Genomic DNA, 16,024 nt, shown 5'->3' with positions numbered 1-16,024 from the left:
CCTGTGGAATGTTAACATTCTCTGGTTTTATATCGACGTGATTGAATAAATATTCATGCATGAAGTAATGATAACTCTGTACATTCTGCTTGGTCATCGGATAATATTCATCCAAATTAAAGGTCACCACATTTTCAAAACTCAAACCTTCCTCTTTGTGAAGTCTCACTAACTCTTCATACACTTTAATTGGTGATGAACCCGTTGCTAAACCTAATACACATGGTGTGTTTTCTTCCTGCTTCTTTCTGATAAGTGCTGCGATCTCTGCAGCTACTATTGCGGAGGCTATATTTGAATCGTCAAAAACAACGTTGTGAATCTTTTCAAAACGCGTGTTCTCATAGATACCTGCTTCCTGGTAACTTATATCTTTTAGGTTCCTTAACTGTTCTTCAGCAATCATGATTACTTATTTTTATATTTTATTGGATATTGGCTTATTACTCCATATAATAGTGCAAGATAATTTATTTCAATCCCTTATATAAATCTTTGACACATCTTTCACAAAACCCGTTCCTTTTATTAAATAAACTTATTTTCAGAAGTATCTTCTCAGATTTTAAAGCCTATTATTATGGAGCTACTAATTTCCTAAACTATCACAGCAATTTTTAAATAATTCGACCAACAACCAAGGCCAAAAGCTAAAAAACATTACCTTTAGAACAATGTGTATTTTGCACAATTCACGCTATGAATACGACACTATAAAGATACATATAAAAGATGTACTTTCTTAATGCAAACCTATGAGGCACCACCTATTCATTATATACCTGACTTTTTTATGCACCATAACTATTAATGGTCAAAATTCAAATCATTTAAAAAATTCAACCAGCCCCTATTTGCTTGCACATAAAAACAATCCTGTCGATTGGTATCCATGGGGTAATGAAGCATTAGAAAAAGCTAAAAAAGAGAACAAACTAATCGTAATAAGTATTGGTTATTCGGCCTGTCACTGGTGCCATGTAATGGAGAAGGAATCCTTTTCAAGCGAAGAGGTAGCCCAGGAAATGAATGCTAATTTTGTTTCAATAAAAGTTGACAGGGAAGAGCGTCAAGATATTGATAACATCTACATGGAAGCCTGTCGCCTATTAAGTGAAGATTGCGGATGGCCTCTGAACATTATTGCGTTACCTGATGGAAAACCGATATACGCCACCACCTATCAAAACAAAAACAACTGGATAAAAATCTTAAAATTTGCCTCAAAAAACTATCAGCTCAACCCAAATGGTTTCGAAAATCAAGGTGCATTGATTCAAAATGAATTAGCCAAACAATCGTCCCCAAATGGCGAAATAGCCTCTGCAACAAGCAAAAATGTAGTATCTATTGGCATTAAGCAATGGCTAGAAGATTTTGACCCCATTAATGGCGGCTACAAGGGGACTGAAAAATTCCCTTTACCACAAAGCTTTAATAGTCTTTTAGATTATTACTATTATGCTAAGGATTCGAATGTTTTGAATAAGGTTACACTTACCTTAAATGCCATGATGAATGGAGGCATATACGACCATCTTGAAGGCGGTTTTTCCAGATATAGCACGGATCCCGAGTGGAGATTCCCCCATTTTGAAAAAATGTTATACGATAATGCGCAATTGGTCCATCTTTACTCCAAGGCTTATCAGATAACCAAGGACGAACGTTATAAAAAGGTGGTTTACCAGACTATTGATTTCTTATTGAGTCATATGACCACAGAAGAGGGCTTATTTATTTCTTCGTTGAATGCTGATTCAGAAGAGGAAGAAGGGACTTATTACACCTGGACCTACGATGAACTGCAAAAGGTTTTAGGAGCAGACTTCACAAACTTTAATAAAGTTTTTGCGGTTACGAAAAACGGTAATTGGAATGACGGCAAGAACACCCTGTATTTAGAAAAGGATGTCGGTGGAATTGATGAAAAAAGACTGCAGGAGTCCTTAGAGAAACTTAGAACATATCGATCCGAAAGGAAGTCGCCAACAAGAGATGAAAAAGTCTTAACCGACTGGAATGCATTGACCATTTCTGCATTGGTAAAGGCCTACAGAGTTTTTAATGAAAAAGAGTGGTTACGCGTAGCAATCCAAACGACAGAATTACTACAGAAAAGGGTTTATGGGACAAATTCCTTAAAGCACAGCTACCTTAACGGAAAAGCCACTATCGATGGCTTTTTGAATGATTACAGCTTTTTAGCAGCTGCTTATTTAGACCTTTACGAGGCTACTTTCAACATAAAGTGGATTGATGCAACCCAAAAACTTATACATCTGTATACCCTTAATTTTGAACGAGACCCATCTCAGTTATCTTATTTTAAACCAAAAACCACCGAAGCGCTTTTTGCTAAAAAAATCTTTTTAAGAGACGAGGTGGTGCCTTCCGGAAATGCGGTTATGTGTACCAATTACTATAGACTGGGAATTTATCTGGATCGAGCAGACTACAAGGAGGTTTATAAAAATATGCTCACCCCTACCTCTAATGACTTCACAAAGAATCATCGTTTTTATGCCTCATGGCTCAAACCCATTTTATGGCATATAACACCGCCTTACCAGGTAGCAATCACAGGCGATCAGTCAATTACTACCAGAACACTTCTGGATAATCAGTTCTTACCTAATGTGATTTTAACAGGGAGTACAGCAGATGAAAATCTCCCTATATTAAAAGGGAAATTATCACCTGGCCATACTGTAATTTATGTTTGTAAAGATGGTTATTGCAAGCTTCCTACTTCGAACGTTGATGTTGCTTTAAATCAGATTTCGAATTAAACTTAAACACTTGTAGTATATCATTATTATTGGCAATTAACACCCAGCCCTTATCTTCGATGAATTTCATCTTTTTTGCATCACCACGGGTGAAAAACCCACTATTGGTATTTGATACAAATTCAAAACCTCCCTTTCCATCACCTAACAATAAGCCTCCTGTTCCTGCATCATTTCTCGTAGTCTCTATTTCAGAAACAAATAAATTTCCGGTGAACAATACATCCAGATTACCGTCGTCATTAAAGTCGTCAATCAACATATCATTAATGCTTGAAAGCTGCGACATATTAGGCAATGCTTTAAAAGCATATTCACCGTTGCCTAAATTCTCTATATAAACGGAAGCAAAAGTATCTGCTTTGTAATGTAACGCCTTTTCCAGATTGTCCTCACCATAAACTTCCTCAAGCTCTAAAGATGCAAAAACATCATATTTTTTAAAGGTCTTTTTCAGACTAGGCACTTGCTGGGAGGAACACGAAAATCCCCTTAAAGGATAATGTTTATTTTCCTGATAGTACCCTAAAACAATATCATTTGAACCGTTATTATCAAAGTCATGATAATACACATCGAATGGATTTTCAGGCGAGGTTTTATACTTGTAATTAAGACCAATATTCCCTACAATAAAATCACTATCTCCGTCATTATCAAAATCTCCTTTTTCTATACTGAACCACCAACCCGTAGTTTCTGAAAGGCCTGGCACTTCTTTTTTAACCAAGGTTCCTTCTACATTTTGAAAAAATGTAACGGGCATCCATTCTCCTACAACAATAAGGTCTACCCATCCATCTTTATTAAAATCATCCCAAATGGCATCGGTAATCATTCCAATGTTTTCCATTTCTGATGCAAGTTTCCTGGTTTTATTCACCAACTTGCCATTATCATTTATCAAAAGCATGGAAGATGTTGGTTCAGGGTATTTCCTGGCTTTTAATCTTCCTCCAACAAAGAGATCCAGATCGCCATCATTGTCTACATCCTGAGCTTTGACAATACTCCCACTGATATTATCTAGGTTTTGGATCTTCATCTTATTAAACTTTCCAGATCCATCATTTATATAAAACCTGTCGGCATAGGACTCACTTTTATCTTCAAACTCATTCCCACCACTGACCACATACAGGTCGAGGAACCCATCGTTATTTACATCTATAAACGCTGCATCAACATCTTCATACATGGCCTCCTTATTCCATAAATCTACATCTGACTTTACAAACCGGTCACCATTTTGAATATAAAGTGACGCCGGGAGCCCTGCAGCACCGCCAATAAATAAATCTACTTTGTCATCATTGTTTACATCACCTACCGCCAAAGAAGGGCCAAACTGAGACATTTTATGAGGTAACAACACCTGATAATCATAATCGCTAAATTCATTTTCTCTATGAAAATGATTGAGGCTTATTTCGGGGGTTATATCTTCAAATAGCAATTCCTGATCTCTATTTTTTGATTGCTCTCTTTTCTTTTTCGCATCCTCTAATAGCAAATCAAGTTGCTGATTCACTTTCACATCTTCAAGAACACTCACTTTATCATTTGGCCAAATGACTTTAATCTCATCAATTTGGGTTACCTCTCCCACTCCGAAATGAACAGTTTCTTCACTTGTAGAGTAGATTCCCCGAACATTTGTGGTTTCAAAATACTGCTTTTGTGATCCGGTTGTTATTTCTATGCGGGTTCCAAGTGTTGGGATATTATTTTTTGAATTTAATTGTAGTCGAATGTAATTATTTGATCGACTATTGTTTCTGTAAACAAATGCTTTTGAATTTACATTATTTACTATCAGATCCAGATCTCCATCATTATCAAAATCGGCATAAGCAGCACCATTAGAGAATGAGTTTTGGTCAAGCCCCCAGAGGCTGCTAACATCTTCAAAATTCAGATCTCCATCATTTTTAAAAGCATAATTAGGGATGGGTTGCGAAGGAATAATAGAAAGTGTCTTTTCGAGATCCAATATATCCCATATACTGACTTCTCCTCCATTAGGATTATCTGCCACCCATTTATTGGCTGTTTCCATTACATATGCACCTACTTTCTTATCGGCATCCGTATTCCTGATATCTCGAAGCAATCCGTTGGTTATATACACATCTTTTAAACCATCATTATCAAAATCGGCGATCAGGTTTGCCCAACTCCAATCTGTGGTGGCCATATTGGTAAGCTGAGCCACATCACTATAGGTTCCATTCCCATTATTAAGATGGAAATTATTAAACATATACTGATAGTGCCCTCCATTGTTAACCACGTTCCAGAATGACTGAGGATTCATCCCACTCATATTCGCTTTCAGGCGAAAGTTATCTTCTGCAACCATATCAACCACAAAAACATCTAAGTTTCCATCATTATTGATATCGCCGGCGTCAACTCCCATACTGTAGAAAGACATATGATTCAATGCGGTATTGGCCACATTTGTAAAGGTTCCGTCCTTGTTATTCATAAATATAAAATCGGGGGCATAGAAGTCGTTTGCCACATACAAATCTGTCCAGCCATCATTATTTAAATCTGAGGCCGAAACAGCATTTGGAAATCCTGTTAATCCTACATTAGCCTCTTTGGACACATCGACAAAGCTACCTTTTCCTGTATTTTTATATAAAACTAAATGATATTCCGGCTTTAGTAATGTAGTGCCAAAATATTCAGAATAGCTTCCTGGATTGGGGGGTTGGGTTAATAAGAAAAGATCTAAAAACCCATCTTTATTGTAATCTAAAAAAGTAGCATGTCTTGTTCGTTGCTTATTTGCAATTCCATACTTCTCTGCAGACTCGGTAAATGTTGCATCACCGTTATTAACATACAAAAGGTTTCTTCGCAATTCAGGTTGATGATCATAAAGTTCTCTACTCACATAGATATCCTTATAGCCATCATTATTTATATCGACAATTGTTACTCCAGTAGACCAACCACCATCGTTAATTAAATTCGCTTTTTTAGTTATATTCTCAAATTTAAACTGGCCTTTATTAATATAGAGTTCATCTTCAACCATGTTCCCGGCGAAATAAACATCCATGAGACCATCATTATTAAAATCAGCAACTCCTACACCTGCACCGCCATAAAAGTTTGCATATAGTAAAACATTTTTTTCTCTATCATCTACAATCGTATTTTCAAAATGGATACCGGTTTCATCTGCATTCAATTTAGAGAAAAGTTTATTTTCCTGAGACCAGGAACTTAAACAAGAAAAAACCCAAAGAACAGCAATTATATTTCTCATAAAAAACGGTTTCATTATAAGCCAAATAAAGGAGAGTCTCCTCTCCTTTATTCAAGCTAAAATTACATTAAAAGCTATACTTATTACTCCACATCCCACCACACACGGGTAGTTAAAAGATCTGGACCTTGAGCTGCAACCGCAGCATCGTAATTCTCTTTATTAATACTTTGCTCACTGGTTGAGTAGGTAAGTCTTCTAGGGATGGTACCATTGGTTACGTTACCCGGATAATTAACAGGTGTTAAATTTGGTAATCCTGATCTTCTCCAATTCGCAAAGGCCTCATATTCATTTAAGAACGTTGCCGCCCAGTATTGCGTATTAATTTGCTCTAAAGCATTTGCAGGATCGAATGGGTATGCAGCTAAATAGGTATCGATATCAGCATCATCGATGATTGCCGCTTCTCCATAAAGTTCAAGCATTTTCATAGCTGCTCTCACTCCAGCATTGTAGTGAGGTGCAGGATCTCCACCTGCTAAGCCCCATCGCTCTGCTGCTTCAGCTAACATAAACTCAACTTCAGCATAAGTCTGAAAAAACATAGGAGCATCTTCTCCTGTGATGATATTTCGGTTAGGCTCAGCATACAAATCTGTATTTTCCTCACCAGTCATCTCTTCAAGCATATTAAGATCCAGTCCGTTTGGAAGTCCTTTAAGATCTGCAGTAGCCGTACTGTTATCACTTCTACGCGCCGCTAAAATTGGTAGTCTAGGATCATCCTGTAATACAGCAATGAATGTATCACTCATTCTCATGCTACCATCAGCTGTAAACACCTCTCCGTTTCCATTTCTATTGATTCCTTCAGGTCCTGGTGTATGTTGAATATATGCGATATCTGCATTCGATTCCATTACACCACCAGCAATCGCTTTGGTCACCCATTGTTGAGAAGCTGCCGGATCTACTTTTATCAATCTAAATCCTAAACGCATCATCATAGAATAACCAAATCTTCTCCATTTACCCTGATCACCCTGAAACATAATATCTGCTGCACCAAATCCTGAAGTTCCATCTCCAAGGGCTGCAGTAGCCTCTTCAAGTTCTTTCAGCATATCAGCATATATTTCACTTTGGGCGTCATATTTAGGTGTCAATATCCCATCTATTACCGCTTTACCTGCTTCGCTATAAGGCACATCTCCGTAAAGATCGGTTAACCTGTGATAAATGAAAACTCTCATAATTCTAGTGATGGATTTCATTTCTTCAGGCAGCCCTTCTTCGTCGATCTGCACAAGCATATCTTCTACAGTTTTAACTGCATTTCCGTATATTCTATCAATCATGGAAGAGGCATATCCCTGGTTCCATGTGTATTTATCTCCTGACCAATAGCCGGCTGTAGTGGCAAAATGCTGCATCATGGTCGAGCAATAAATTAAATTAGCTCTCCAGTTCTCATAACGTTCACCCGAGGTATAAAGTTGGGTAGACGTAAGCTTATTCTGCACATTTACCTGATTCGGCTTTGTAGGATCAACATTGAGTTCATCAAACCCCTGATCGCACGCACTTAAAACGACAGCAATGAGGAGTATATATATTGACTTTTTCATAATTAGTTTCATTTTAAAATTTAACATTTAAATTAAGTCCATAACTTCTTGTCGCTGGAAGTCCAAAGTATTCCAATCCCTGAGCGTTTCCTACATTATAAGCGCTCTCCGGATCTATATTATCAATTGATCTGTTTATATAAAATAAGTTCTGTGCAATAAGTGAAATACTTGCATTTTGAATGAAAGTCTTATCTAACAAACTACCAGGGAAACTATAGCTCAAGCTAAGTTGTCTGAACTTAATGTAGTCTGCATCGTCAACAAATTCTTCAGCAATTCCACTAATTCTACCATAATAGGTTTGTAGATTTTCAGGAGCTACAGTTAATTCGAAAGGCTGATTTGTTTCTCCATCAATTCCTGAAACGGTTAATCCGTTTTCACGACCTTCTAAAGTAGCTTTGTGTAAACCATTTCCATAAGTAACTGCATTGGTTCCTGAAAAAGTCTGACCTCCGAACTTCGCATCAATAAGGAAGTTTAAGCTAAAGTCTTTATAGGTGAAAGTGTTTGTCCAACCTAATACCCAAGGTGGCACCCCTTCTCCTAAGATTTTACGCTCTCCTATTTGCGCCAATGGAATTCCATCATCGGTAACATCATAAACGATATTTCCACTATCATCTCTTACATAAGAAACACCATAGATAACACCATAAGGCTGACCAACGATGTGCTTAATTTCAACATTTCTTGTTCGCGGTTCACCTAAACTAATATCTGTACCATCTTCATTGGTAGATAAAATAGTACCTTCATTGAAAGTGGCATTTACACTGGTTGACCATCTAAAGTCTTCCGTTCTTACAGGAACACCGGTAACAAGCATCTCCACCCCTTTATTTTCTATTTCCCCTAAATTACTTAATGCCGTTGCATATCCTGAGAAAACAGATGCTGTAGCCGGAACAATATCATTTAAGGTTTTATTTTGGTAGTAAGCCAAATCGAACTTAAGTCTGTTTGAGAACAAACGAACATCAAGACCTACCTCAAATTCTTTTTTTCGATACGGTAATAGACCTGGGTTAGGCACTGAGTTCCCGTTAATTGCTCCAAGTGGTTGCCCCTGGTGACCCTGACCAAAAATCTGATATGTTAAAGCTAAGCCATAAGGATCTTGCGCACCACCTGACACTTCAGAATAACCACCTCTTAACTTTAAGAAGTTAATAGTCTCAGGCATATCAAATGCTTCTGAAAGGATAAAACTCGCATTCACTGATGGATAGAAATCGTTATTCGGTGTATCTTTACCAGGGTATGACAAGGTTGAGAACCAGTCATTTCTTCCGGTAAAGGTTAAATAAGCCATATCCGCATAAGAAACTTCCACTGAACCGTATAATGATCCGATTTTACGCTCGCCATAGGATCTGCTACGCGATTGGTTTTCTGTATTACCAACATCTTCCAATCCAGGAACAATAAAGCGTGCACCTCTTTGACCAAGGTTCTCCTGAGTCACATGGTTACTGTTTGCTCCAACGAAAGCCGTCGTACTAAATTTATCCGTTATATCTTTTTCGATACCTAAGATCAGATCCGCATCTACTTGCGTATAGCGTATTTCATTTTCATTAATAGCCCCTAAAGGAATATAAGCAGTACCCCAAGGCTCTACTGAAGTTCTTCTAATCGTGTAGTGGTCTACCCCGGCACGACCGCTTATGTACATCCAGTCTAAAATATCATATCTTATAGAAGAGGAAGCAATCAATCGATTCTGAACATCCTCATTTCTAAAGTTGTAAGCAGCCCAATAAGGGTTTTGCGAAAATGTATTACTTGAGTAGGCTCTTTCGGTTCCATCCGGATTTTCTCCCGGATCCATAAATCTTACGTCAACATTCGGCGATAAGTTTGCCACGGTGAAGTTAGCATTACCAGGCGCATCAGATAATCGCGCTCTGTTATGCACATTTTCTATAATATATTTGGCATTCACCTGTGTTGTTAATTTCTCATTCAACACGGCTCCTGCATTAATAGAAAAAGACTTTCTGTTTAAATCTGCATTTGGAATAATATCATCACTGTCTAAGTTTGAAGCAGAAAATCTATAGTTCATATTTTCGTTAGCATTGGTCATAGCCACAGTATTGATCATAGTTGACCCTGTTCTATAGAAGTGATCAACATTGCTTCCTACATAAGAATAAGGTCTTTCAACCCCATCCCACTGAACTACATCAGTACCATCTAAACGAGCACCCCAAGAGCTTAGTCCTAAATCAAAAGCTTCCGCTTCATTAGCAGGCTTTCTACCTTGAGTACCTTGTCCGTATTGTCTTTGAAAATCTTGTAAAGAAGTATCTACCGTATCGAAAGTAACCTGGCTACTGATCTCTACTCCAAAACCTTCTTGTTGCTTACCAGATTTTGTAGTTACCACAATCACCCCGTTCGCAGCTCTGGATCCGTAAAGAGCGGAAGCAGCACCCCCTTTTAATACACTCACAGATTCTATATCATCAGGGTTCAAACTAGAGATACCATCTCCACCATCAGAACCACCCCAAAGCCCTGCGGCTCCGTTATTTTCGTTACTAATGGTTACACCATCAACAACGTATAAAGGCTGGTTGTTCCCTGTTAATGAACTGGCACCCCTGATCACTACTCTACTTGATCCGGCAGCACCTGTAGCATTTTGGGTAATATTCACCCCAGCTACTTTACCCTGTAAGGCATTAATTGCATTTGTTTGTTTAATTGTAGATAACTCTTCACCTCCAACTTCAGTTAATGAATAACCTAAGGCCTTCTGTTCTTTTTGAATACCCAAGGCAGTCACCACAACTTCTCCAAGTTGTTCAGCACTTTCTTTCAGGGAAACATTAATACTTGTCATCCCTTGAACTGCAACTTCTTTAGAAGTATATCCAATTATGGAAAATACTAAAACACCATTATCAGGAATATTACTAATATTAAAATTCCCGTCAAAATCGGTTGATGTACCATTACTGGTACCTTTTAAGATCACATTTACTCCAGGCAACGGTGAACCGTCATCTGCATCTGTAACTGTTCCAGTAACAGTCTTCGTTTGTGCTAAGATCGCTTGTGAACACAACGCAAACACAAACACCATTAAAGGCAGTAGTTTTTTACACATAGATTTGAAATTTAAGTTAGTTGTTGATTAATTTATGACTTTTTCTTAAAAAAACCATACTAAATGTTAGTATTAAGTTAAATTTTAAGAAAATATTTCGACAAACAACAACTAGCAAAAGTCAAATAACATGAAATCAGAACCAACCATCCTTTACAGGAATTGAAAAAAAAGGCCCCATTCGGGGCCTTCAAACACAATAAAAAACTATATAAACTAACTAAATGAGAACTTACTAGTTAACATCCCAGAATATTTTTGTCGTTAAATTATCTGATGCGCTAACCTGGTTATAATTTTCAGTATTGTATATACGTTCACCACTTGGATATATCCATCTCATTGGAGGTAAAGTTTGTGGATTTGCCTGGTCTGCCTGGAATTCTAATTCAGGTAAGTCCATTCTTCTTAACTCCGACCAGTTCTCTACAGACTGTACTACATTGAAGTGAATCCACTTTTGTTCTCCGATCAATCCTAGTTTTTCAGCGCCTGTAGTAGCAGCATCCCAACTTACACCCGGACTCATCAGGTATGCCGAAATCTCAGCTTCATCTGTTGGCATTAGCTCACCAGCAGCATTATCTGCACTCAGACTATTTAACCAATAATAGAATTCTATAGATTGTCTAATCCCAGTTTCGTATGCGGTTTTTGCCATGGCGTCATTCCCCTGACCAAGGTAATACTCTGACACAAGAAAACTCACTTGAGAGGCATTCATCAAAACTCCAGGGAAATAATCATTTCTACTTAAGGTTGTACGATTATAGATGGCCAACTCTCCACTACTAACCGCTGCTTCCTGCTCAGAAGCCGTCAATAAAGGATCTAATCCATTATAAACGCCACCTGCAGATTCACCCGGCTCGAACATTGCTCTCAATCTCGGGTCAGCATTGGTATTCATATGATCCATCATGGCTTTACTTGCCAGGTTACCGTCCCAATCTTCTAATCCAGTTTCAAAACCTTGAGAGTTAATTGGTGTATCTAGGTTTGTAACCTCTATCTGAATATTATCATCATTACTTTCTATGATCGGATAAGACCCTGGGTTATTCAGGATTGAAGCAATTTCAGAATCTGCCCTTGACTCAAATGAGGACACACCTGAAACCCTTGTAAGCATTCTTAATCTCAACGAGTTACAATACTTCTTCCATAAATCAAGGTCACCTCCATTTAGAAAATCCTGATTGTTAAATAATACTGCAGTTCCGGAATCAAAGCTGATATTATTTAATTCATCAGCAAAAGTTTTCAAATTATCCAGCATCATTGTATACAGATCTTCTGCATTATCATAAGGTGCTAAAGACCCTATATAATCTCCACCATTCTGGCTTAACATACCCGCTTCATTAAATGGTATATCTCCATGTAAATCAACCACCTTCTGTGTATGATCATACAAATAGATAGTCGCCGTTAACATGAACACTCTATATTTATTTTGCTCTTCAGGAGTTAGTTCACCATAAACCTTTTCTAATTCCCTGTACTGAGCTAACATATTATAGTAGTTATCCCATCTTCTGGCAATACCAGCTTCTCCAGGCACATATTGATTGGTAGCATTCACCCAACCTACGGCCTGATTGTACCTTGTTAGTGTTGTTCTCAACACAATAAAGTAATTAGGATAGGAAGGCAACACGTAATCCTTGTTGGTTACCATAAACCCAGCAAACTGTTTATCTACAGTAGTTTCCGCGATCTTAGAAGGACTTGAGTAGTCATCACTAAAATCGGATTCTTGACAACCGGTAAACAGCAATGCTCCGGCCATTATAATAGGTATATATATTTTTTTCATTTTAAAATTTTTTGATATTAACAACCTAATCAAATTACAAACTTGCACGTATCATCATCCCGAAAGTTCTTGTAGAAGGATTGGTACCTAAATTGTTTACAGACTGGAACCATCTTGAACCAGCTGTTGTCTGCTCAGCATCTAAATGATCTAAAGTTCTATACAGGTAAAACAGGTTTCTTCCGAAAACAGATAATTGAATATTTTGGAATCCTATTTTCTCTGCAGCTTCTCTAGGTATCTGATACTTTAACGAAAGCTCACGCATTTTGAAATATGTATTTTCTTTCACATACAACTCATATCTTGTATTCGGGCTATACTGTGGCCCACCCCAGTTATAAACAGTCCAGTAATACTCAGGGTTTGAAGTGATATAATCGTTCGTTGATCCATCATCCTTAACACCATCTAATACAATCCCATTATCATATACAGTCTCCCCGTTAGGACCCTGTGTCGCATCTGTAAGGTGTCTGTCACCGGCAGCATCCTGATACCAGCTTAATCCTCCATGTTCAGCATCCATATAATTTAAACTTTCTTCTGTTAATCCTCTACCGATCATCCAGTTAATTGCTGTTGGCATTACGTGTCCACCAATTCTATAATCTACCATGGCGTCTAATGAGAATCCTTTATAAGAGAAGGAGTTAAAAACACCACCCACTGCTTTTGGCATGGCATTACCCACTTTTATATATTCATTTGGATCAACTCTATACAATCCATTAGGATCTACTATTCTTCTACCTTGATCGTCAGTTGCTACAGGGTGCACATAAAAGTCTCCCATTGGCTCACCAACTTTAGACACTAACTTGGCTGCATCACCATCCCAGTTGGTATGTTGTAATTCATCAAGACCTGGCGCTAACTTTTCAATTGTATTCCAGTTTTTCGCATAATTCACTCTTACATCCCAGGTAAAGTCACCATCTATAGGTGTTACATTTAAGCCAACCTCTAAACCTTTATTTCTTAAGGTACCAATATTAGTCAATACAGAATTAGCTCCTGATGTAGACGGTAAGGTTAATGGTAAAATCTGATCTTTAATCTGGGCATTATAGTAAGACACATCTAATCCGATTTTACTATCGAACATTCTTGTTTCAAAACCAAATTCAAATTCATGCTTCTCTTCAGGTCTGATTCCATCATTCCCCTGTGACATTGGAAGCTGAGTATAAAGAATTGCTCCTCCACCTTGAGAACCTAGTGTATTCTGCGTGTAAGCCTGATTAGCTCTGTAAATATCAGGGTAATTACCTACAATACCCCAAGAACCTCTTAATTTACCGTAGTTGATAAAGTCCGGCATTTCAAAAGCATCAGAAAAAACGAAACTTGAATTAACTGAAGGGTATGTAAATGCATTATTATCAGGGTGCATTGTTGAAGTTCTATCACGTCTAACCGTACCTTCTACAAATAAAAATCCTTTATAGTTGAAGTTTGCCGTACCGATTAATGCATCCTTAGTAATATTGAATCGATCACTCCCTGAATTCGGAGTATTTGTTGAAGCTGCCACATCAAACCAGTTTTCTACACTCAAACCTCCATTGGTTGATCTTCTCACCATGGTACGCTCTTGTTTAGTAGCATTGTAACCAGCCATTAAAGACATCTCTAAATCAGGGGTTAACTCTTTGGTATATGTCAATAACACATCTCCATAAACGATCTTATTGATATCATTTGTTAAAATAAACGCCCCTGACGGACCGTAAACCAAAGGTCTTGTAGTTGCACGACTGTCTTCAGTTCTCATCGAAGTGAAATCTGTTGAAATTCTACCTCTTAACTGTAAGCCTTTTGTAATATCCCAATAGTTGGTAAGATTGGCGATTACACGATCACTTTTTTCTTCTAACTGATGTCTGTTCACTCTCCATAAGTAATCCAAAACAGCATCTTTATATCCAGGATAAATAATATTTTCATCTGGCGTTAAACTTTGATTGTTCCCTGTTACAAAACGATATCCTAAACTTGTCTGATAGTGGTCTAAATACCAATCTGCGTTATCGAATCTCGACATCATCCCACCGAAGTTATTCGTTAGACGGTCTATTGAATAAGGTCTGTTATTAACAGTTTGATTGATATAATTTATAGTAATATCTGTTTTAAACTTTTCTGCCCAATCAAAAGAGGTGTTTAAATTGAAAATATTCTTATCATTTTCAGAGTTCAAACTCACTCCTTCCAAATCCTGACGGGTATATGAAAAACGTGTATTCGACTTTTCAGTAACATTGGTAATTGCAATGTTATAAATATTGTTATTAGCGGTCTGGAACAATCCTTCATATGCATTTGTTTGTGCATTGTAAGGACGTACTTCACCATCCCATGATAACGTTGGCTGTCCATCGAACTTTGGTCCGAAGTTTAACGTTGTTCCGATAAGACCTCTGGTTTCATTAGTACCATCCCCATCAAGGTCGTAGTATACAAATCCATCTGCATCCTGACCTGCATCCGAAAGATACGTTGGATACCCAGGACCTCTTACGTTTTGATATTTTGGCAAATAAGCAACTTCATCAAAACTTGTAGACACGCTAAAGTTAACACCAAGGCCTCTGCCTTTACCTTTTTTAGTGGTAATTAAAACCACACCATTCACTGCTTCAGAACCATATAATGCAGCTGCAGAAGCTCCTTTTAAAATCGAAATATTATCGATGTCTTCCGGGTTAATATCCAACAATCCATTTCCTCTAAGACGTTGATCACCCCAGTAATTACCGTTATTCACTTCTCCATCACGAATTGGCACCCCATCTAATACGATGAGCGGTTGACTTCTACCCGTGATCGAGTTAATACCTCTAATCTGAATATTCACCGGACTGGTTGAACCACCAGGTCCCTGAGAAATTCTTACCCCGGTTGCTTTACCATATAAAGCTGTACCGAAGTTGGGAGTTGCAGTTTCAACAAGTTCTTCAGAATCGATAGTAGAAGTAGCATATCCCAAGGACTTTTTCTCTCTTGAAATACCTAATGAAGTAACTACTACTGCATCTAATTGCTGAGTATCTTCTGCCAGCGAAACATTTACGGTTGTTTTTCCAGATGCGGTAACCTCCTGAGTTGCGAACCCAACATAGGAGAAAACCAATACGGCATCAGCTCCTACGTTAATGGTATAATTACCATCAAAATCGGTTGAAGTACCATTACTTGTCCCCTTTACCATAACCGTTACTCCCGGTAACGGCGAACCATCCATTTCACTGGTGACCTTACCAGTGACAGTTTTACTTTGCGCCAATACTGCCTGACTACACATCAACAGCACAAACACCAAACTCGATAGTATCCTTTTATACATACATTTAAAGTTTAAGTTAGTTAGTATTATTTTTGGTTAATCCTTAATAATTTGACATAAATGTTATGAATCTGTTAAATAAT

7 protein-coding genes are annotated in these 16,024 nt (G+C 37.8%); 1 reads left to right on the top strand and 6 read right to left on the bottom strand.

The annotated features are described in order from the left end of the window. Positions 1 to 406: 6-phosphogluconolactonase (locus BM361_RS16320; RefSeq protein WP_175496599.1), on the bottom strand; the 406-nt coding region annotated here is incomplete at its 3' end. A 349-nt stretch (positions 407 to 755) separates the two neighbouring features. Here BM361_RS16320 and BM361_RS16315 point away from each other — a divergent pair. Further along, positions 756 to 2,792 (top strand): thioredoxin domain-containing protein, encoded by a 2,037-nt coding sequence (locus tag BM361_RS16315; RefSeq protein WP_083425992.1) that lies wholly within the window; start codon positions 756 to 758, stop codon positions 2,790 to 2,792. On the opposite strand, the gene BM361_RS16310 is transcribed toward BM361_RS16315, so the two are convergent. From BM361_RS16310 to BM361_RS16290, 5 genes are all read right to left on the bottom strand, one after another. Then, positions 2,749 to 6,078 (bottom strand): VCBS repeat-containing protein, encoded by a 3,330-nt coding sequence (locus BM361_RS16310; protein ID WP_074980190.1) that lies wholly within the window; start codon positions 6,076 to 6,078, stop codon positions 2,749 to 2,751. The genes BM361_RS16315 and BM361_RS16310 overlap by 44 nt on opposite strands. An 83-nt stretch (positions 6,079 to 6,161) precedes the next feature. Continuing rightward, positions 6,162 to 7,649 (bottom strand): SusD/RagB family nutrient-binding outer membrane lipoprotein, encoded by a 1,488-nt coding sequence (locus BM361_RS16305; protein ID WP_074980186.1) that lies wholly within the window; start codon positions 7,647 to 7,649, stop codon positions 6,162 to 6,164. A 13-nt stretch (positions 7,650 to 7,662) separates the two neighbouring features. Next, positions 7,663 to 10,773 carry a SusC/RagA family TonB-linked outer membrane protein gene (locus BM361_RS16300; RefSeq protein WP_038266603.1) on the bottom strand — a complete coding sequence of 1,037 codons (3,111 nt, stop codon included), beginning with the start codon at positions 10,771 to 10,773 and terminating at the stop codon, positions 7,663 to 7,665. Positions 10,774 to 11,008: 235 nt separating this feature from the next. Further along, the gene (locus BM361_RS16295; RefSeq protein WP_074980180.1) at positions 11,009 to 12,592 is read right to left on the bottom strand and encodes a SusD/RagB family nutrient-binding outer membrane lipoprotein; all 1,584 of its coding nucleotides are present in this window, start codon (positions 12,590 to 12,592) and stop codon (positions 11,009 to 11,011) included. Positions 12,593 to 12,626: 34 nt separating this feature from the next. Beyond that, positions 12,627 to 15,941, bottom strand: coding sequence for a SusC/RagA family TonB-linked outer membrane protein (locus BM361_RS16290; protein ID WP_074980179.1), 3,315 nt, complete (start codon positions 15,939 to 15,941; stop codon positions 12,627 to 12,629). Between the last annotated feature and the right edge of the window lie 83 nt (positions 15,942 to 16,024).

Source organism: Zhouia amylolytica, assembly GCF_900116365.1.
Lineage (GTDB): Bacteria > Bacteroidota > Bacteroidia > Flavobacteriales > Flavobacteriaceae > Zhouia > Zhouia amylolytica.
Note: the sequence above shows the minus strand (reverse complement) of the source record. Positions and strands in the feature narration are given on the sequence as shown.